The organism is Methanosarcina baikalica (assembly GCF_031461075.1).
GTDB classification, from domain to species: Archaea; Halobacteriota; Methanosarcinia; order Methanosarcinales; family Methanosarcinaceae; genus Methanosarcina; species Methanosarcina baikalica.
In genome coordinates this window covers 40,156-61,211 of the sequence record NZ_JAVKPK010000017.1, presented here as the reverse complement: position 1 = coordinate 61,211, position 21,056 = coordinate 40,156, and the positions used below count along the sequence as shown (strand labels likewise).

Here is a 21,056-nt window from a genome sequence, read left to right as displayed (position 1 = left end):
AATTATCTTTATATACACTTCAAAAATTCCATTTAAATTTTAGGAAGGAAAACTGCTGTTAATTAACAATAATCGTGTTTTCTTCTTCTAAACTATTCTATTTGTATGAACACAGCACTTATCAGAAGATTTTCAATGAACTTTTAAACAAAGGTTATGATTTGAAGAAAATAGATCTTTCTCATTGCTTTATTGATACAAAGGATGTTCCTGCCGAAAAAAAAGAATAAAGTCCAATATACCAGTAAACAAAAGGAATCAGAAGAATAAGAAGAGAGGACGACCAATAAAGGTAGATCAGGAAGAATACAAAAAAATGTACAGTAGAGAGGTTCTTTAGCTGGATAGAGTCATGTAAGAAAGTATTTTCAAGATTTGAAATCAAAGAGACATCCTATTTGGGAGTTGTAATGTTAGCAGCAATAATGAGATTAAACGGAGTTTTGGGATAGACTCTCTAAATTAAACGACGAATCCTAAGAAATTAGCTGGAAAATAATATTGTGAATTTAGGTAAGGAAAATTGAAGCAAAAGAGAAATTTACCCGGAGGAAGATAGAAATCCGGGCAAGGAGAAAGTTATAAATTTTTGATTTGAATTAAATTTGAATTATTGTTTTCCTTTGCTGCAACCTCATCCTTAATCATGCAGCTTTATTGTACCCTTCTGCCAGGTTGACGTTTACATATATTACGGCTTCATTCGTGTGCCTGTATGCATAGTCTTCGGTAACTTCTGGCAGCTTATCGGCTTCTGCCTGGGAAGTGATAACCGTGCCTGCGGGAATATACCTGCCGTCAGGAATTGTTACGCCAATTGCTGCTGATGTGGGCTCAAGTACACAGTTGTTTCCCACTTTCGCCTTGAAAACGAAAGCTTGCATTCCGATAAAGGTATCATTACCTACAGAAGCCGGACCGTGGATCTGGGACTGATGGGCAAGAGAAACATTTTCTCCTATATACACCGCGTATTTTTCGCCGCCAACTTCAACAATGTTCTTTTCGACAGGCTCACCTTCCTCGTCAATTGTCTCAAGGGCGTGGAGCACAACTCCATCCTGGACATTGCTATCATTCCCTACTAAAATTGGCATTCCTTCATCACTGCGGATAGATGCCATAGGGGAAATCATAACATTGGCACCTATTTTCACATTTCCTATGACTGAAGCCTGGGGATCAACATAGGCTGTGGAATCGATCACAGGTGCTGTAGGTTTAGAGTTCCATGGTGTTACTGGATTTTCCCTGATATTCGAAAACTGAGCCGCAGGTACTTCTTTTGTATTTTGCTCTTTTGCTCCTTCGCCCTGGGAGATACACCCGCTAGCGGCAAAGGACACTAAAAAGGATAAAATGAGAATTATAAAGATCTGCTTGTTAAATTTCATAAAGGTCCTCCATTAACATTGTGAAGATTATAAGATATATAGACATTTCTATTTTTATTTGAAAAAAGATAAAAAAATATAAATGATATAAATATTATGTTTAAATAGATCAGGAATCAAATCTTATCACCAGGTAATGACTCCTGGTAAATTCTGCTCAGCAGAAATGCCATAAATTCAAAAAAAAATTATATGTAACATATATGGATTGTATCACTAACCGGTGCTTCAAATTTCATGGGAATCAATATTTGCATATATGCCTGTATTTGAGGTACTTCAGTCTGGAACTTGTTCGTCCCCTGGGTTATATCACAAAAAGTATACCAACTTACTTAAAAAAGGGCCAACCAATTTTTCAATCTTTTTTCAGCAAAGACAATTCACTTTTAAGTGGGCGGATTGATAGCAATGCTACTTCCCTTTGATTTATCTTTATTTATTTCTCTGATTTGCCTTTCCTCGAAAGGTCACTGGAACTAACATTTATATATTGTTTACTGTTCACAATCTAAACTTTCATATATCTTAGAATGTAATATATTTAAAAATGCACAATGTTAAGAGCTGAGTTTATATGGTATAAATAGGTAGGATTTGCAACTTTTCAAGCCCTAATTTAAATCGATGGGTCCCACTGTAAAAGAATTACAAGGCAACGGTATTAAAAGACCTCTGGATGAAAGCGCCAATTTTAGATTTAACATGTTGAAAGACATTCTATTTATTTTAAGTTGATAAGCCTGTAAACTAATAAAATATTTTGTTTTGATGTTAGTCTGGGGAAATCTTTATACAAATGGGGGAAGGAAAATGGATGAAAATACAAAAAATATGATAAAAAAATTGGAACGTTCTGTTTTTGCAGGAAACAGAGCAACTGCTGCAGAAGAACTTGGAAAAATAGGAGATCCCGATGCTTTACCTGCCCTGATTGAAGCACTGGAAGACTCAAACTCAAAGGTAAGAGATGCTGCTGCAGAAGCCCTTGGAAAATTCAATACGCTGGGCGCTGTTCTGGGCCTTGTAAAGGCTCTTGATGATCCTGACAGCCCTGTTAAAAAGACTGCAATTGCTTCCCTTGAAAAAATAGGCACATCTGAAGCGATCTCAGGAATCATTAAAGGGTTCGGGGACAGGGATAAGTTTGTTCAGAAGGAAGCAGTAAAATCTCTGATGAAAATGGGTTCCAGAGAAGCCGTTTATGGCCTTGAGAAAGCCCTTACTTATCCGGATGATTCGCTGAAAAGGATTTCAATAATAGCGCTTGGGAAAATCGACACTTATGAAGCTGCTCTCTGCCTGGTAAAGGCAATTGAAAGTTCGGATAACAAAGTAAGGCAGCAAGCAGCCGAAACGCTGGGAAAAAGAGGCAAATCGGATGTACTTGACGAACTGATGAAAACACTCAGGGACCCGAGGCAGCCTATACAGGAAGCTGCGTCAGAGGCTCTTTGCAAGATTCTAAGTGCGTCAACTTCAGTACCTGTGCTCGTCAGGGCGCTGGAAGCTTCCAGTAGAGATGTAAGAAAAATTTCAATTGAGGCCCTCTGGAAGATAGGGACACCTGATGCAGTCTCAGGACTTTTGAAAGCCCTGGATGATCCTGACTGGTATCTAAGAAACCGTGCTGCAGATGCCCTGGGTGATATAGGTTCTCCCGAAGCAGCCCTGGGATTGGTTAAAGCTTTTGATATATATGATAATTCAGTAAGGAAGGCGATTACCTGCGCTCTTGGAAAAAGTGGGACACCTGAAGCCGTCAAAGGCCTCGTGAAGGCTCTTAGTGACCCTGATAGTTCAGTCAGGGAATCTGCAGTTGTGGGCCTTGGAACATCAGGCACTCCTGAGGCTGTTTCGGGTCTATTAAAAGCTCTTTATGACTCCAGAGGGGCAGTTAGAGAAGCTGCAGCTTCAGCGCTCGGAGATGTCAAAGCACAACAGGCTGTTCCGGAACTGATAAAGGTCCTTGAAGATCCTGACAGTTTGATACAGAAAGTTGTGATTTGTTCACTTGAGAAAATAGGTACACAGGAGGCAGTTTCAGGGCTTGTCAGAGCTACTGAAAATCCAGATACTTCCGTACGAAAAGCTGCATTGAAAGCTCTCGAAAGAATTAATAAATCGCATCCGTTGCAGGTAAGAGCCCCCAATAAGGTAGAAACCCCTGATGAAGCTCCGGTTCTAAGGAACTGCCTTCTAGGTGATAATGCTGAAGCTAGAATAGAAACTGAGAACCTTTTTGAAAATATACACAATACTAATTCTCTGAAAGAGTTGGAACTCGCAGTTTCTTTTGGAGAAACTGAGGAATCCAGAACCCCTCAAAACTTTGGCCCTCTAGAAAAAAAAGGAATCAGATTATCCTGCCCGTATTGCTCCAGGAATCTGAAGCTCTCCATTGCCCCTAATTTCTGTCCCTTCTGCGGGATGAAGCTGAAGTTTAAATATTAAAATTAGCCGCTATTTCGGAAATAATAATAAATATTAAAAATAGAAAACGAATGAAAATAGTTCCTGATACAGTCTAATGATAATAGAAATATAAAGTAGAATGATAATAGAAAAACTAAAAAAGCTATAAAAAAATTAATTAATAGTTAACCGATGTTGACGCCTATGCTTGGAATTGTATATATTACTGCCGGAAATATGGAGAATGCATCAGAAATTGCAAGAGAACTGGTTGCAAAGAGGCTTGCAGCCTGCGTGAATATGTTTCCAGTATCTTCGGTTTACCGCTGGAAGGAAAAGATTGAAGAAGGTAATGAGATCGCCCTGTTTGTAAAAACCGATTCTTCACGCTTCGAAGAGATCACAAGGCTTGTAAAATCGTTACATACATATGAGCTGCCTGCAATCGAATTCTGGGGAATCGAAGGAGAACAGGAGTATCTTGACTGGGTTCATGTAAATAGTTCAGGAGAAGATACTTCCAGATCCGATAAAACTAAATTCTGAAGTCGAAAAAATAATAAAAATAATGACAATGTTTTTGAAATTTAAATTACAGGATTAGCCTATTGATAGGATTAGCTTTATATGTTAGTTATATCGTTACCTTATTGGATTCCATAAAATGCGGGAGTAACCAAGCGGTCAACGGTGGCAGACTCAAGATCTGTTCGTGCAGACGTTCAGGGGTTCGAATCCCTTCTCCCGCACTAAACTCATTATAATTTTTTCGTTATCTTTTAGATTCTGTTTTAGTTTATATTTTTCTGATCCATACACCTCTTTTGAGTTGTGGCCAGGAATCGAGTGATGGGCTTCAATTTTTGCTCTTCGCTGTTTTTTGTGGGTTGAAAATAATTCCTTAGTTAGAAAGTTGGTCGGTCAAAATGGGAACCATCGAACTTGAATTTGATTTTCAACAACAAATGGGTTCTAATATTATACTCGTTACTCTCATCTAGGAAATGGATGTAAATTACCCATCGAAACAATGAAGAGCCCCAAATTAAGAGTAAGGCAGAGAAAGACATTTCTTAAAAATTCTCACCAATGTGCGATATTTGCCGAGCCATGTCAAAGACATCGGACTTATGATCTGTTTACGAGGATATTCGTGGGTCAAATCCTACTCCCCGCACCAAATTTTGGGATATAGGTAACGTGAATTTTTTGTACGCTAGTGTATAATTTACGCAAAACCATTTATTGGAAGTTGCCCTAGCCAAAAATAAGTAACTCTTTTAAGGAAGTTGTCTTAACAAAATTTCCTTTTCTCTTTCAAAATCATAAAAATAATTCGTCTGTTGTGGGTAGTAGTCTAGCGGCGCTCAAAAGATCGCCATTAACTATACCCTGAGCAGTTACTTTCATTTTTTGTATATTTTCAGGCAATAAGCCAGCCCGAAAACTGCCAGAGAAATTATGTAGCTGGGACCCGGAACATCCTTTCCTGTTTCGGGATCAATTAATCCGGAAGCCGGTACACCTGTATTTTGACCCTCATAAATCGGTTCATTATCGTAAAGAGAATTTTCTGACTGCGATTCTTCTTCATTAACGATGAAAAAAGCTTTACCCTCATCTCCGGAAGAAGGAGATCTTATAGCCAAAAAGTCTCTCTCCTCAACACAGGCAAAAACTGAAAAAATTATCAATAAATAGAACATGAAACTTAAAATTTTTATATCAGGCTTATCCATAGCCAACCATCTTCTCTTTATTTTATAGAAAGGCTTGAAAATAATTAAAAGTAGATTGGCATAAGAAGAGATATAGTTTCCGGAATCAGTTCAGAGGAAACCTATTCAATTAAATAGATTTCAAATTCGTGGGATTAAGCAGTTGTGACAGTTTCAGCCCATTATTTAGGGTATTATCTATGTAAAATCCCCAAGAACGTAAATCTTCCAGTCTGCACTTTTCCGGAGAGCTTATGGGTTATCATTCAGAGTTTTCATACAAAATACATTTTACTGAGGGATAGGCAAGCCAACATACAAAGATTGCCCAGACAGACCTTCTAATATCTGGTCGTCTCCCTAAGTCATTGAACCTGAACTCCGAACGTTAGTAATTCCTTTGTACTTTTGATCTGGAGTCTATCCCGAAACTAATATAATATTGAAATTATATATTTATTTTTATGTCATTCCATGAAATCGATGACGTTCTATGGGAATTCATAAAACCTTATCTTCCTCCACAGAAATCACATACCGGAAGGCCACGTGCAGATCTGCGAAAGTTAATGAACGGTATTTTGTACGTAATTATGACAGGTTGTGCATGGAAAGACGTTCCCTGTCGCTATGGCTCTAAGTCAACAGTACATAGATTTCATCTCTATTTGTGTGAACACGGTACTTATCAGAAGACTTTCAATGAACTTTTAAACAAAGGTTATGATCTGAAGAAAATAGATCTTTCTCATTGCTTTACAGATACAAAGGATATTCCTGCCGAAAAAGAGGAATAAAGTCCAATGTGCCAGTAAACAAAAGAAATCAGAAGAAAAAGAAAAGAGGAAGACCAATAAAGGTAGATCAGGAAGAATACAAAAAAAGTGCAGTAAATAGGTTCTTTAGCTGGATAGAGTCATGTAAAAAAGTATTTCCAAGATATGAAATCAAAGAAATATCATACCTTGGAGTTGTAATGTTAGCAGTAATTATGATATTAGATGAAGTTTTGGGATAGGCTCGATAATAAATAAAATTATATGGCGGATTTATTATCTCATAATATCTGTCGTATAATGAGGTACCCATTCTCTTAAATGCTTATCCAACTCTTTATATTTTATAACTCGTATATAATAATCAATATTTTTTATTTTGACAATCCGAATTTTGTATTCACCAGAAATAGGTTCAGCTTTATAAAAGTTTACATTAAATCCTTTTAACAAATAATTTTCTTCTATAATTCTGCGAACTTCGTCAGCAGCTTTATAATCTATATCTAATCCAAAAATAACACCTTCTAATTCATCTTTTTCGAATTCGTTTATGTTCTGTGAATTTGGCTCTAGTAATACAATTCTGTATTCTTTTTCATATCCCCAACCTTGAAACTTTGATAAGAAAAATTTATACACTTGTTTAAATTCACTTTTATCCATCAAGTTTATTGGGCTTGGTATTGTGTAATTATACACTACTTTACGTATCGGTGCAGATTCCGAGTTCAATGTTAACACATATTCATAATCTGGCAACTTTGGTTTATATTTCGATTTGAAACTTAGACACACTCCTGTGTGATCATCCGCATAGTGACTCCACATCAAAATATTGTTATTTTCTTCACAAAGACAATAAGTTAAGGGTAGCTTGTTTACATATTTTTTCACCAACTGCTCATCAAAAATTAGATCTCCATTAGTTTCATCAAGTTTAAGAACATCTGTCCTAATACATTCTTGAAAATCGATATCATTTCCAATTAAATGAGAAAAGCGTTCGTTCCACTTTTGTTCTGAACCTTTATAATAACCTTTCATTTTACTGTCGAAAGGATCATTAAATTCACATGGATTTTTGAAGTATAATTGATTATTTTTTAAATTTTCAAATAGATATTTATTTATTGGCTGGTACTTGTAAAATAATTTTCCAGCGGCTATCATTTGATTCATGTAACTAAAAAGTAAAAAAACAAATATTAATTTTTTCATTCATAGTCGATTTAAAATCAATGTCATGAACTAATTTGCTCTCACTAATTTAATTTTACATCCTTAACTCCGTCTCGCTTAGGGGGTAAGCCAATTCAATGATTAGTTCTTTCGACCTCGTTTTCTAACTAAATTATGCATTTCCTCTACTTTCTATTACTTTCAATTTCATCAGATCTTTTTTCTATGTTAAGGTATATCTCTTCTTTTGATACCGAAAATGTGGTATGAAACAAAATGGAAATTTCAGACAAAACTTATTCCCTATAGGGCGTAAGTTTGAGTGCATTTTTTGTTTTTTGCTTATTCTCCAAATTCGATACCTGAAGACCCAAACATCAATTTGTTATATTGATTTCAGCGGGAAATTGGAAGGGGACATTTTGACTTTAGTTAGAAACTCTTGTTGAGAAACGCAATCATGGGCGTTGATCATTGGAATTAGTTAATCCCTATATGTGGTAGAATTAAGGTTTACAAATTTCAACAGGCAGTAAACATTACAAAGAATTCAATAATTGTAGTAATACATATTAATTAAATAGTATTAACAATACCTTGAAAACGATATCCCTCATTTTAAGGCTTTCTCTATTGATTTTTTACAAAGCTATGTTTTTCTTATAACTTTTTTAATTGAATAGCGATGTAATCGATGGAATTCTGCTTGTTCCTACAAGCGGTGAAACTCTTGAGTTTAGAAAAGCATAGGTATAAGTAAAAAAATAACTTCAAGTTTTTATTTTTGAAGTGGTTCTAATTACATTTCTCTCACTTTCCTTTATCACTGAGTCAGTAGACATCATTAAAACTTTACTCTAACCTTTCAGAGAACTAAAATCTCCGTTATTGATCCCGAATTTGATAGAATCATGCATTTTAGAATATGTAAATGGGCTTCATGCCTCTGTTTTCTCCATACAACAAAGTTCTATCTTGTGTTTTTGATTTTTGACATTTTTCATTTTTTCGAAATACTTCATGTCGATGCAATGCATTTTTTGGGACAAAAGACTGAGTTAATTAACAGACTCTGTTAAATTAGGGATTGATTGATGTTAATATATTACCATGGTATCACTTAAATCTGCTGAAGTATTTGCAATGTAACCAAATCCTATTAGATACTTAGTCCTTATGATACTGATTTTCAAGTGTATCTACAAAAAACTACAATAACAAACATCAATATTTTTTAATGTGCTTGCTGCCGAATATAGCTGTATATTTAGAGGTAATTTACTGAAAATCTTAAGCATAATATCCTCTTGAATATATAGTTTAAAATAATAACCATGCGTTTATTTTATCAGGTTCAATCAAGAATTCACTCTCAAGATCTTTTCAAGACTGGGGTTTGTAATTAAAAGTAGGGGGTAAAATGAACGAAAAATATCTTAGGTACGTACGACAAAACTGGAAAAAAATAGGATTTTCCATTGTAAATCTCATTTTCCTGATTGGACTGGGAATATTCATTTTTCATACCATACAGTCCATATCTCCTCTTATTCCGTCAAATGAGACTGTGTGGGTAACTGGTGATGGAAGTGAAAAATTCACATGTGATGGGAGTGATGATCAGGTAGAGATAAATCAAGCTCTTGCACATGTTGCAGAAAATCCGCAGTTCACGACAGTTTATTTGAAGGGTCCGAATACATACGTTATCTCGGATAGTATTTTCATTGGAAATAATACGACCCTGGAAGGCGATCCTACAGCCGTAATTAGACTTATAGACAATGCGGACTGGCCAGTATTTAAGCCACTGATAACGCAAATTAACAGTACCGAAATCCACGGAGTCACTATAAAAGGATTTGAAATCGACGGAAATCATGACAATAATCTAGATAAAAAGAAAGGACTCGGATATTACAATATGATTCATTTCCTCAATTCCACGGACATTCAGGTTCACAATATGTACATGCATGATGGGCATGGAGAAGGGGTGAAAGTAGACAGTAGTTACAATATTCGGTTTTACAATAACACCGCATATAAAACGGGGCATAATGGTCTTTTTGCAGAAGATTGCCAGAATGTAGAGGCCTGGAACAATAAAATAACCGTCAGGACTGACAGCGGTTTTAGATCAAGGAACTCAAACTATGTAAAACTCCATGATAATGAAATCGACTCCTTTTACCACTGGAGTGCAGGCGGCGCTGGAATTCTGATTGAGAAAACAACAGGTGTCGTTAACGATGTAGAGATATATAATAATACTATCCAAAATACTTATGGGCCTGGAATCTGGTTAATAGGTTGTTGTAAGTCTTATCCTAAGGACGAGGCTAAGAATGTCCACATTTATCACAATATCTTTCGTAAGACTGGTACAAATCCACATATTGACTGGGTAGGAGGTATAGTGACAAGCGGATTTTACGATACTCTCATCGAAAACAATACCTTTGATGGGGTATATCATGGTGCAATTGTTCACATGTATCCTACAGGTGGCACTCACATTTATCCTACATATAATAATTCAGGTCACATTGACCTTTCACCTAAAGATACAGGATATACAACAATTGTCCGCAATAATATTATCGCAAATACCAAACAACGTAATAAAGATCCTAACGGAACAGGGTATGGAGTGATTAATTATCTCCCTGAAACACATACCTTTGTGCTGGAAAATAACTGTTTGTACAATAACTATGCAGGTAACTACTTAAACTGCGCATCAACCACTGATATCTATGTAGATCCTCTCCTTTTAAACCAGAAAATTGGTGCAGGATACTCTTCAGAAGAGCTTCCAAAAAATATTAACCAGACCACCATAAAGTCCATCTTTCTAAAAAGATGCTCATGATGCCGCCTGCAGCTCTAAAGAAAAGGTTTGAATCTCTCGAGAATCTCTTAGAGCATGTCTTAAAATTAAATTTGGTTCTATAATTGAGATAAGACTTACACACTTGAACTGAAAAACATTAGCATTCAGCCGTTAAATATCTAAAGCTTAATTTAAATCAATGATAGTTATTGCATTTGATTTTATACCTCGAATGCGTAAGTCCTATGGGATAAAATAACATCTTTAAAGCCAATGCGTGCCCAACTAATTTAAAAAAGTTAATATGTGAATATGAAAGTTAACATTGTCCATTATCCAATTGTATGAATGGTTTGAATTTTAAGGTAGAGATAAATCAAGCTTTTGCATATGTTGCAGAAAATCCGCAGTTCACAACCATTCAATCTCTGCTACCTTCTTTTTAGATGCTTTAAACGTTTCTTTTGCCCTGGATTCGGTAAGCCCGGCTCCCATTGCAATTTTCAGGGCGGTTTCATCGGTGATCAAGTTTTCAGGGGCGTGGGTGTCAGTGTTCACCACAAGAGTTGCGCCGATTTCAAGGGCAAGCCTTGAAACATGGCCGTTTGTCCTGTTGTGCCCATTTCTGGCTGTAATCTCAAGAAAAACATTATTCTCTGCCGCTGTCTGAACGTCTTCTTCAGAGATCAGGCCGGGGTGAGCCAGGATGTCCACATATTCGCAGGAAACCGACGCTGCATTTGTTCCGGGTGCAACAGGTTCGGATATGGTTTCCCCGTGCACTACAACTATTTTCGCGCCCAGATCCTTTGCTTTCTTTGCAAGGGGAGCAATCTTCCTTGGGGGCACGTGCGTCAGTTCAACGCCAGGCAAAACACGGATATCCCATTCGTCTTCCAGGTATTTTGCCTTCTTTGCAGCTTCCAGAACATGTTCGAGATTTGTGTAATCGGCATGGTCGGTAAGTGCAATAGCTTCATAGCCGTGAATGACAGCCCGCCGGACAAGTTCACTGGGGAGCAGTTCCCCATCGCTGAAAATTGTGTGAGTATGAAGATCAATCAACCGGATCACCGTATTTGAAACTCGTTTTATTCTTTACTGCTTGACTTTTCATCACTAAATTATATAGTTCGCTTTATTAACTGAACTCTCTAATGAAATTATTCCGACTTCTCGGATTTTCCAAGCCTTTCTGCAACATCTGCAAAAGCAAAATTCGGCTTGACATCTGTTATGCTGATCCTGACTTTTTCCCCTACCTCGACTTCCTTTACGAAGACAACGAACCCCTCAATAAGTACGGCCCCGTCCCCGCTTGAACCCAGCTTCTCAATATCCATAACGAATTCATCTCCTTTGCGGAGCGGAGCTGTAAGGTATTTCTTCCCGATAACATAGATTTCCGCACTCTGGGATCGCGACGCTTGCGGAGAATAAGCAGCTGTTTTAACAAAATTCCCTCTGACATTTTGCATATAATCGTTAAACATGTCTCCCTGGAAGACCTTAACAACGAAATTCCCTTTAGGTTTCAGGATCTTTTTCGCACATTCCAGTGCTGAGGTAGCAAGTTCAATTGACCTCGCATGGTCATAAGACCAGTTTCCTGACAAATTGGGGGCTGCATCACAGAGCACCACATCAGCTCCTTTTGCCCCTACGATCTGGATAATCTTCTTTATTGTTGAATCTGCGTTTATGTCGCCCTGAATGGTCTCGACTCCCTGGATAGGCTCGATTCTCTGTAAATCTACGCCAAGGACTTTTCCCCCAGACAGCTCCTTTGCAACTTGCAGCCATCCTCCAGGAGCTGCGCCTAAATCCACAACCGAGTCTCCTCGATTGATAATACGGTGCTTTTCATTGATCTGTTTGAGCTTGAAGGAAGCCCTGGACCGGTAACCTTCCTGTTTTGCCTGATGATAATAATAATCTCTTCTATCTCTTGCCATTGCTTACCTTCCCTGCATTGAAAGCTGATATAGATTGCGCAAAAGTAGTTTTGTCACTAATTCACTGATCTTTTGTCAATAATCTCCTGATGTGTTACCACTTATTCACTAATCTGCTGTCGTTCTGCTATCATTAATCTCTCAATCTTATACTTCAATATCAGCATTCTTATTCTTACGTTCGTCTCTGCTGAACAAAATTACAGAGCAAATTAATACGATTACAGCTATCCATACTGCTTTAACGCCGATAAATGACGTAAGCAGCCCTCCCAAAATAGCGCCTGCTAGAAAAGAGAGGTTAATCGTAGAGTATCGGATGGCTCGCAGAGCCGATTCATTGTCTTTTTTTGTGAAAAAGATATAAGCTTCCTGTGTAGCTGCACGCAAGTTTCCTGTAATCATTGTTGTGCTATAAATAGAACCAACCAGTTTGCGAAATGAAGATACCTGAACCGAAGAGACAAATGAAACCGCAACAGTTACAATGATATTCGGGCTCGTGTAAGGTATAAAACCTATGATAAAAAGGACTGCAATTTCAAGAATTAAAACTGCTCTTTCGGAATCCGGTATAAACAGGCGCATTGAAGGTTTTTTAATCATCTCGGCAACCACTACTCCGACTATAAATGCCAGAATAGGTACCGCGTGAAGTACTGCTTGTCTCCATTCTCCTGTTGCAGCTTCTATGCCCATAAGCACGACATTTCCTGTCTGGGCATTGGCGAAAACACCGCCTCTCCCTATGAATGTATAAGCATCCAGAAATCCCCCTACAATTGCAAGGAGTATTCCAAGCTCCACAGATTCAGAGGTAAAATTACGCAGAAGTATTTTTCTTTCATTTTTCAATATTGGCATCTCTATCATTCTGAATTCAAAGAACTCTATTTAATGGTAACGAGCCTGTCTCATAATTATATTTAAGTTATTTTATATTATATAAAAGAATCTCTTAAGCTCTCTTAAAGATTAATTTAAAAACTTTGGCTTTGTAAGAATTCTAATCTATTTGAATATTATAAAAAAGAACTTCAATTAATTCTTCTTCCACTTTCTCGTGTGCTTGCATAGATATAGAGATGAATGTTTCGCAAAAAAGAGATGAATGTTTCGCAGAAAAAACAGGCTCACTTTTTTGCGTCGACTTGATGATATTTCGATTGCTATAAGGCTAAAAATTAGTTGAAGATATGATCATAACCCGTTAATATTTATTAAGGAGTAATGAATATTTAGTTCAAATGTTTATGTACCTATGTTGTCTGATTGTTTGGAATATGGGATTATAAAGCCAATTCTAAAATGAAAACGTGAAGTTACTAAATAATGAAAAATTTATGTGTTCACGTAAAATCCTCAATAATGTTTCCTTTCGTTCCATAATAATGCCTTACATACAAAATGCTTAGTATGGGCATTAACAGGAAGAAACCCATCAGTCCTCTGTCTGAGAATATTTCTGACCAGAAAAATTGAATCATAATCTCATCGATCAATCCTATCCTTATCTTAACTGTTTGCACAATTATTGGAATAGCAACACAAAGAAGTGATAACAAAGCAATTAGTTTCATCTCTTTTGTGATTTTTGTTCTGTCATAATCTACGGAAGGTAGCAAGTAAATGAGCAAACTAATTGGAAGAATGACAACCTAGAATGTAAGTTGAGGTAACTGGTTATATGGAAAACCCATGTAGAAAATTCTATACGTTTTTAAACGGCTAGATGGTAAGTTTTACCTTTAATGTGATTTTGTACTATATTACGTGCGGGTGCAATATTTATGCGTGCTTATCGTGCGTGCATAAAAAGAAAAGGAAGGAGGTCAAGTCACGGATGAATTGCCGGAGGGTGTGGGAGAGGGTAATGCCATAAGTTACAGTATTACCCTCTCACCTTACGCTGTTTTGTGAAAAAGCTGTTATACGAGTCTATTTTATTCTTTAATTGTACCCAATAATTCGTCCTGACTGACCGTTTCACCAGGTCTTACGGCTTTCCCATCATCAGTCAATGTGAACTTACCTTGCAGAAGTCCTGTAACAATCCTCATACGTAGTCCCTTTCTTAATTATGATGACTCATAACTAAATTTCCTAGACACTAGTATGTATTGGAACTAATTAGCCCTTGAATTTCGGGTTTTTGAACCTAGCTTGGATATTTGTTCACTGCAAGAGATCCTGAAAAACCGAAATACATAATTAATGAAAAAAATAATAACTCACTCTTATGTCTGATATGGAAGAATGGGTAAAAGCTACTACTGAAGGTGCAAAACTTGCCACAACCGTGGTAGAAAAGGTAAGTAATGTACCAGGGTTCATCGCGAAATATATAGATGAACCACTTATGGAATTGGCTGGGAAATGGGTAGATAATAGAAAATTCGACCGGTGGGAGAATCTAGTAAAAATACAAGATAAGGTTAACGCAATACTCAAGGAGAGAGGCTGTAAAACTTTAAGAATGATCACTCCAAAACTTGGAATACCGCTTATAGATCAGGCTCTTTTAGAAGATAATGATGATTTGCGAGAAATTTGGTGCAAATTGATAGCAAACAGTTTAGATCCAAATATTAACGTCGAATTCCACTATGCATACATTGATATTATCAAAAATCTTACTCCTTTAGACGCCAAAGTATTGGAATTTGCTTACCATGAAACTTTAAGAAAAGTTGACACTGTAAACCAAGAGTCCATAAAAATGTATATGTCAAAAATTGTAGTGAAGCTGGAAACTATTTACAAGTACTTGAATGTACATGAAGAAGAGCTAACTATAAGTTACCATAATTTAATGAGAGTTGAATGCTTAAGATATTTTGGTCAACAAAGCTCAATAGTAGTCGGAGAAGATGAAACTGTACCTTCAATGCTAAATGATCCTATGTGGGTTGCTATAACACCTTTAGGCATAGCTCTTGTTGAAGCTTGTATGGAAACAAATGAGTTAGAAGGCCGGGATTGAAACCGCCTTCAATCTTCTCCATGATATGTATCCAAGCTAATTAGATATCGAATTTCCGGCTTTTTTGGATAAGTTATAGAATTTGTACAGGCCAAATGGGAAAACAGGTTTAAAATTGATGAAAAAAGAAGAAAGTTTTGCTTACGTTTAGGAGTCCTAGCTTGCCACCCCCAATGAGCTTTGATCTGTATATATAACTTCAGAATAAATTACATCGTAATTTTGCAAAAGTATGTTTATGCAGTTAATATTACGGAGAACTTATGAATAAATCGAATAATCAACAACCAATAAGTCACCACTATGTGCCACAGTTTTATTTAAGACAATTTTCCAATAAGAGAGGTAAAGAATATTATATATACACATTCGATAAAGTCTTCAAGAAAACTTTTCAAACAAACGTTCAGAATGTTTGCTGTGAAGATTACTTTAATGATCTAATTGATAGAATTCCAAATTCTTATTATGAATCTCTTATTAATGAATCGAAATCTGGTAAAAAACTTAAAAAAATAAACACTGTAAAAGATTTCATTGAATTAAGGGATGACGAAGAACCAATATTTATTAAGCCTCCTGAGATTCTTTTTAATGTTAATGAAAATGAGTTTAGTAAAATATATCCCTAATTTGACAGATCCTGCTAATTAATACAGTATTTTCTTACAAAAAACACGTTGCATCGACACATTATATTTTTATAAAATGAAAATGTCAAAAATCAATAAACACAAGATATAAATTTGAATTGTATGTAGAAAACAGAAGCATGAAGCCCATTTATACATTAAAAAATGTATGCTTCTGTCAAATTAGGGATATATAGGAAAATAATAGATTTAGAAGATATATCTCAACTTAGTGATTATGAAAGAGCTGTGACTTCCACGTTTCTCATATACCAATGGAAAAGAACGAAAGCACAAAGAAACTTTATTAAAAACATAATTCTTAATTTTGTAAAAAAACAAATAGCAATGACAAATTCTGTTGAATATATAAGACATTTAGCCCTTTTTTATTATGATGACTTTTTTCTAAAATATTTACATATACTTAATGTGCTTAATAGTGAAGTTGCATTGAAAGTTTTTTTTGGTTTGGGTTGGACATTATATATAAATAAGACTAATTTAACTTATTGGACTTCGGACAATCCTTTTGCTATAGAAAATATAACTGAAATTGATCAAAACGAACCTCATCAAATCCGAGAAGGATGTAAAATATACTTTCCATTAACTCCAAAAATTTGTTTACTAATGTATGATCTATCTTTTTATGAATACCCATCTAGAATATTAGATACTGACATTCAAAATGTTATAGAAAAAAATAAGCTTCAGGTAGATAACTCAATGAGACAGATCTTCTCATATGATGATATTTCTCCTGCTAATGAATTTACCAATAGTACGCATTATTGATGATCCACGCTAATATCCAGGGACATCACCACACGAAGCCTGAGATAAAATACAAAGGTGAATAAGACCACTTCAGAATATAGACTGGATGTAGTTTAATGCTCAAGAATTAGGCTAAAAGAGTTAAAAGAAGTAATACCCACACAGTGGGAAATTGAGATATTTTATTGATGCGAACGGCCTAAAAGATCAACAACCATTAAACTGAAACATCCAGCCTACTTTCGGCAGGTCGATATTAAAAATTATTAAAAATTAAATGTCGACCTGCCGAAAGTAGGATACCAGGTTAAATTCAAGGATAATATGAGTATAAATAATAATTAGTTTGAAAATAGAGTTAAAAAGAGAAAAGGAATAAAGATTTATACCTCCGCAACTTTGGGAAGCCTTTCTTTGAGTATCATCAGCGGATATGGGGCAGAATATAGTCCGGATTGATTTTCGAGATTACTACAATAATCGTATTGAGGATCTCGTCTAAACAGGTCTGACTTCTAGCTTTTTGGGAACTTTGCAACACATCTTTTTCGGCACTTTACAGCAAATGCCCTCGCTTTACAGCAGATATCGTCTGGAGCTTAAAAACGTTCTGAGAATCTCTTCACCGCCGGATTTTTCGACCTTTATATCAGATGGTTTTTCAATTATCTCAAGGTTAAGGGGCAGACGTCTCTGGATTTCCCTTATAAGCTGGGGATCTCCACTCATAATAACGCAGTCTATAAGAGAATTTTCTTCGAGGACTTTATCCAGGGCTTCAAATACTTTGTTCATATGATGGGCAATATCCTCTTCTCTGAGGCGTTCGAAGCGGCGCTGGCTAAAACCTCCTTTGCTGTGTTTTTCCTTGACGCTGCTATGGACAAGCTCTTCGATATCGAAGACTCTGGCATCAGGAGCAAAACCGATGAAAGACTCACCTGCATGTAGCACAAGGACGAGCAGGCGATAGTTCTTATTCAAAATCTCTTTGAGGAAAGAAGTCTCAAAACTGTCCCCAAGCTGCCAGGACGGGGAAGGGACCGGGACAGGAGGGACTATGGCTTCGCAGACCATGCGATGAAAATCATAGAAAAGTACAATACCAGTTTCAGGATCAAGCCTGTCAAGGAGGTTAAGAGTCTCTTCTTCTACCAGATCAAGGGTTTTTTCACTCAGCACGGCTGAGAGGCGAGTTCCAGGAGGCAAATAAGCAGTCAAAAGGTCGTCTGCAGGAGTCCTGAATGAACTAAGTTTGGAAAGGTAAGCCTGAACAGCTTGCGGACTCAGCGTTTCAATTTCGCGAAACTCCAGTTTGCCCTGGGACTCAATTCTGATAGTTTCAAGCTCGTGAGAGAGAGTCTGGTTTCGAATACGCTCCTGGTTTAAACGGGCTTCAGCTTCCTGCCTGTCTGCAACTGCCTGCCTCGCAAGAGCCTCTTTCTTTTCAAGCTGGTTTTTTGTAGTGCGCAGGTCCAGTTCCATTTTAACTATTACGGAGTTGAGCCGGTCAATCTCAAGCTCGAGCTGTCCTTTTCCTGAAATTTTTCCTATGAAACTACTCAAGCCCTTTTTCGTATCTGCAGTGTTTTCTCTTTTTGTTTTTTTGTCGTTCATCTGCCTCCCTTCCCTGGCTCTGATAATTCTCCGGCTTTGATTGAAGCTATAACTTATTTTAGCCTATAACTTATTTTAGCCTATAACTTATTTTAGCCTATAACTTATTTTAGCCTAGATGTGCGGACTTACTAATAAAATAAAGCCTATGTATCAGTTTTAATTCTTCGCATTTCGAAAGTTTTATGAATATCGTATTTAATGTCAATCTGTTTTTCAGGATTTCCTGAAAAGAAAGCCAATTTCCATACTTACTTAATTATTATAAATTAATCCGGTGCCTGAATGAAAACCCCATTGAAAGACTTTCAAAATCAGACGGACCAGAAGTGCCCTAACCAGGAAAATCCCGGTCAAAAGGAACCGGATAAAGTAAATAATATGGATAAAGAAGAAAGGCAAAATGCCGCCAGATCCGGAGCTGAAAAATTTCATCCAACGCTCTGGATCCAGGGACAGAAGAGCTCTTCTCTTGCCGGAAAAACTATAGTTCTTGGCGTTACAGGGAGTATCGGAGCAGTCAGGGTAGTTGAACTTGCAAGAGAACTGATAAGAAACGGAGCTGATGTCCATCCTGTTATGACAGAGGCTGCCACGCATATCCTGCACCCTGATGCCCTGCACTATGCCACCGGAAACCCTGTAATTACTGAACTTGGAGGCAGGGTTGAACATGTGGAATTCTGCGGACTGAAGGGCAGAGCCGATCTTCTCCTGATAGCCCCTGCAACAGCAAACACCATAGGAAAAATCGCATATGGAATAGACGATACCACTGTCACCTCTTTTACAACAACTGCCCTTGGCTCAGGCGTACCTTTAATGGTTGTGCCCGCGATGCACGAGTCAATGTACAGGCACCCGGCTGTAGCTGAGAATATAGCAAAATTGAGAGGCTGGGGAATCTCTATCGTAGGTCCCAAACTGGAAGAAGGGATAGCAAAAATTGCATCAAACGAAGAAATAGTGCTAGAAGTCGAAAGGACTCTCGGAAAAAGAGGCCTTGAAAAACGAAAGGTAATTATCACAAGCGGTTCAACTGCCGAAAGTCTGGATCCGATCCGCATCCTCACGAACCGGGCTTCAGGGAAAACCGGAAGAGAACTTGCTCTTGAAGCTTACCGCAGTGGAGCTGATGTAACCCTCGTACATAGGAACCGGCTGGGGTTTGCAGGAATCAGGGAAATTTTTGTAGAGAGCGCCGCCGAAATGACAGATGCCGTACTCTCGGAACTGCAGAAAGGGTACGATGTCCTGATCAGCTCGGCAGCGATAGCAGACTATACAGCCGAACCTTCTCCCGAAAAGATCAAATCGGGAGGAGAACTTGTGTTGAGACTGAAACCAACTCGCAAACTGATAAAAGAATGCCGTGAAAAGTACCCTGACCTTGTGATCATAGGTTTCAAGGCTGAAGCCGGGGTTGGAAGAGAGGAGCTCCTCAGGAGGGCAACTTCAACCCTTGAAGGGTCAAAACTGGATCTCATTGCAGCAAATGATGTCGGAAAAGGTGGAATGGGCACAGAGGAAAACGAACTTTACCTGCTCGGACGGGAAAAAGGTGAGCCCAGGCACGTAAGCGGAGATAAACGCAAACTTGCAGCCTGCGTCCTTGAAGAGGTAACCGGGCTTTTAAAATAACAAAAAATACCATGAAGGTATAAATCCCCATCTTAAAGTTGAAGCTCCATAAACGCATTAAGCTGTGTTCAATGTTGAATATATCTGAATATCCTGCAAAGTATTCTGTAAGGTATTCTGCAAAACAGGAACGAAATTTGAAAAAATGATTGAAATTGTAGGCGTTTTCTATGTACACATATGAGAGTGAAGGAGCAGATTTTCTGGCAAAAGCCTATGCTCCGGGACATATCACAGGTTTTTTCCAGATTCACGAGCATGAAGACCCTCATCGGAAAGGTTCTACAGGCTGCGGAATTGTCCTGAATGGGGGAGTTACCACCGAAGTAAAGGTTGGGAAATCCGTAGAGAAAACCGAAATATTCCTTAATGGAAAAAGTGTTAAAGGCAGGACTACGCGGACAGTCGCAGACATGATGACTGATGTGCCTGTAAGGATTAAAAGCTGGGCAGAAATCCCAACCGGATGCGGGTTTGGAGCTTCGGGTGCAGGGGCTCTCGGGACAGCCTATGCCCTGAACAGGGCACTTTCCCTGAACCAGACCGTAAAAAGCCTGACCGAATATGCACATGTGGCAGAGGTTGTCAACTGCAGCGGACTTGGGGATATTGCTGCCCAGTCCAACGGAGGGGTAGTCATTAGACTGCAGCCCGGAGGGCCTGAATTCGGACTTGTGGACAGGATCCCGGCTCCCGAAGCCAGGGTTTTTTGCATTGTGCTTGGCGAGATTTCCACTGGTTCAGTGCTGAGGGACGAAGCTGCAACCGGGAAAATTAATACTGCAGGAAAAGCAGCCATGTCCGAATTGCTTAAAAAACCTACTCTTGAGAATTTCATGCAGCAGGCAAAAATGTTTGCAAGTAAAACCGGTCTTATGAGCAGCAGGGCAAAAGATGTGATTGAAGCTGCAAACGCAACCGGAGGGTTTGCTTCTCAGGCAATGCTAGGGGATACGGTCTTTGCAATTTCCCCCTCCTGCCAGGAATTTCCTCTCTATGAAGCCCTCCAGGAATTCGGGCAGGTGCTGGAATACGGTATAAGCACCTGTTTGCCGAAATTGATGTACGATTGAGCCTCAGGGCGAAACTTTATTTACTTTTTTTAATGCCAGGCAGGAGATAGAAAT

General features: G+C 37.8%; 17 protein-coding genes and 1 tRNA gene. 11 read left to right on the top strand and 7 right to left on the bottom strand.

The features are described from left to right. Window positions 1-644 precede the first annotated feature (644 nt). Entirely contained in the window at window positions 645-1,394 is a 750-nt protein-coding gene (locus RG963_RS05935) for a carbonic anhydrase (RefSeq protein ID WP_310575352.1), read from the bottom strand. An 813-nt stretch (window positions 1,395-2,207) separates the two neighbouring features. On the opposite strand from RG963_RS05935, the gene RG963_RS05930 reads away from it, so the two are divergent. The 3 genes from RG963_RS05930 to RG963_RS05920 all read left to right on the top strand — a co-directional run bounded on the left by RG963_RS05930 (window position 2,208) and on the right by RG963_RS05920 (window position 4,558). Beyond that, on the top strand, window positions 2,208-3,848 hold the full coding sequence (locus RG963_RS05930) for a HEAT repeat domain-containing protein (protein ID WP_310575351.1): 1,641 nt from the start codon (window positions 2,208-2,210) through the stop codon (window positions 3,846-3,848). Window positions 3,849-4,013: 165 nt separating this feature from the next. Further along, window positions 4,014-4,355 (top strand): divalent-cation tolerance protein CutA, encoded by a 342-nt coding sequence (gene cutA, locus RG963_RS05925; protein ID WP_310575350.1) that lies wholly within the window; start codon window positions 4,014-4,016, stop codon window positions 4,353-4,355. Between the two features lie 120 nt (window positions 4,356-4,475). Continuing rightward, a tRNA-Leu gene (locus RG963_RS05920) sits at window positions 4,476-4,558 on the top strand. 657 nt (window positions 4,559-5,215) lie between these two features. On the opposite strand, the gene RG963_RS05915 is transcribed toward RG963_RS05920, so the two are convergent. Beyond that, the gene (locus tag RG963_RS05915; RefSeq protein ID WP_310575349.1) at window positions 5,216-5,458 is read right to left on the bottom strand and encodes a hypothetical protein; all 243 of its coding nucleotides are present in this window, start codon (window positions 5,456-5,458) and stop codon (window positions 5,216-5,218) included. Between the two features lie 533 nt (window positions 5,459-5,991). Between RG963_RS05915 and RG963_RS05910 the strand changes: the two genes are divergently transcribed. Both RG963_RS05910 and RG963_RS05905 read left to right on the top strand, forming a co-directional pair. Then, complete coding sequence (locus RG963_RS05910; RefSeq protein WP_310575348.1) at window positions 5,992-6,324, top strand: transposase; 333 nt, start codon at window positions 5,992-5,994, stop codon at window positions 6,322-6,324. Between the two features lie 8 nt (window positions 6,325-6,332). Beyond that, on the top strand, window positions 6,333-6,545 hold the full coding sequence (locus RG963_RS05905) for a hypothetical protein (protein WP_310575347.1): 213 nt from the start codon (window positions 6,333-6,335) through the stop codon (window positions 6,543-6,545). Between the two features lie 34 nt (window positions 6,546-6,579). On the opposite strand, the gene RG963_RS05900 is transcribed toward RG963_RS05905, so the two are convergent. Continuing rightward, a complete protein-coding gene (locus RG963_RS05900) occupies window positions 6,580-7,485 on the bottom strand; it encodes a DUF2971 domain-containing protein (RefSeq protein WP_310575346.1) in 906 nt (301 codons plus the stop codon). A 1,420-nt stretch (window positions 7,486-8,905) separates the two neighbouring features. On the opposite strand from RG963_RS05900, the gene RG963_RS05895 reads away from it, so the two are divergent. Next, window positions 8,906-10,360 (top strand): right-handed parallel beta-helix repeat-containing protein, encoded by a 1,455-nt coding sequence (locus tag RG963_RS05895; protein WP_310575345.1) that lies wholly within the window; start codon window positions 8,906-8,908, stop codon window positions 10,358-10,360. A 372-nt stretch (window positions 10,361-10,732) separates the two neighbouring features. Here RG963_RS05895 and RG963_RS05890 read toward each other — a convergent pair whose 3' ends face one another. The 3 genes from RG963_RS05890 to RG963_RS05880 all read right to left on the bottom strand — a co-directional run bounded on the left by RG963_RS05890 (window position 10,733) and on the right by RG963_RS05880 (window position 13,083). Continuing rightward, entirely contained in the window at window positions 10,733-11,386 is a 654-nt protein-coding gene (locus RG963_RS05890) for a histidinol phosphate phosphatase domain-containing protein (RefSeq protein ID WP_310575344.1), read from the bottom strand. 98 nt (window positions 11,387-11,484) lie between these two features. Beyond that, window positions 11,485-12,276: a 23S rRNA (uridine(2552)-2'-O)-methyltransferase gene (locus tag RG963_RS05885; RefSeq protein ID WP_310575343.1), complete on the bottom strand. Its 792-nt coding sequence runs from the start codon at window positions 12,274-12,276 to the stop codon at window positions 11,485-11,487. Window positions 12,277-12,423: 147 nt separating this feature from the next. Next, entirely contained in the window at window positions 12,424-13,083 is a 660-nt protein-coding gene (locus RG963_RS05880) for a YoaK family protein (RefSeq protein WP_310575342.1), read from the bottom strand. A 1,432-nt stretch (window positions 13,084-14,515) separates the two neighbouring features. Between RG963_RS05880 and RG963_RS05875 the strand changes: the two genes are divergently transcribed. The 3 genes from RG963_RS05875 to RG963_RS05865 all read left to right on the top strand — a co-directional run bounded on the left by RG963_RS05875 (window position 14,516) and on the right by RG963_RS05865 (window position 16,689). Then, the gene (locus RG963_RS05875) at window positions 14,516-15,259 is read left to right on the top strand and encodes an Abi-alpha family protein (RefSeq protein WP_310575341.1); all 744 of its coding nucleotides are present in this window, start codon (window positions 14,516-14,518) and stop codon (window positions 15,257-15,259) included. A 263-nt stretch (window positions 15,260-15,522) separates the two neighbouring features. Next, entirely contained in the window at window positions 15,523-15,891 is a 369-nt protein-coding gene (locus tag RG963_RS05870) for a DUF4238 domain-containing protein (RefSeq protein WP_310575340.1), read from the top strand. Window positions 15,892-16,056: 165 nt separating this feature from the next. Then, window positions 16,057-16,689 (top strand): DUF4238 domain-containing protein, encoded by a 633-nt coding sequence (locus tag RG963_RS05865; protein ID WP_310575339.1) that lies wholly within the window; start codon window positions 16,057-16,059, stop codon window positions 16,687-16,689. 558 nt (window positions 16,690-17,247) lie between these two features. Here the strand turns inward: RG963_RS05865 and RG963_RS05860 are convergent. After that, window positions 17,248-18,288 (bottom strand): Vms1/Ankzf1 family peptidyl-tRNA hydrolase, encoded by a 1,041-nt coding sequence (locus RG963_RS05860; RefSeq protein ID WP_310575338.1) that lies wholly within the window; start codon window positions 18,286-18,288, stop codon window positions 17,248-17,250. A gap of 381 nt (window positions 18,289-18,669) precedes the next feature. Between RG963_RS05860 and coaBC the strand changes: the two genes are divergently transcribed. Both coaBC and RG963_RS05850 read left to right on the top strand, forming a co-directional pair. After that, window positions 18,670-19,929, top strand: coding sequence for a bifunctional phosphopantothenoylcysteine decarboxylase/phosphopantothenate--cysteine ligase CoaBC (gene coaBC / locus RG963_RS05855; RefSeq protein ID WP_310575357.1), 1,260 nt, complete (start codon window positions 18,670-18,672; stop codon window positions 19,927-19,929). 170 nt (window positions 19,930-20,099) lie between these two features. Further along, on the top strand, window positions 20,100-21,002 hold the full coding sequence (locus RG963_RS05850) for a pantoate kinase (protein WP_310575337.1): 903 nt from the start codon (window positions 20,100-20,102) through the stop codon (window positions 21,000-21,002). Window positions 21,003-21,056: the final 54 nt, after the last annotated feature.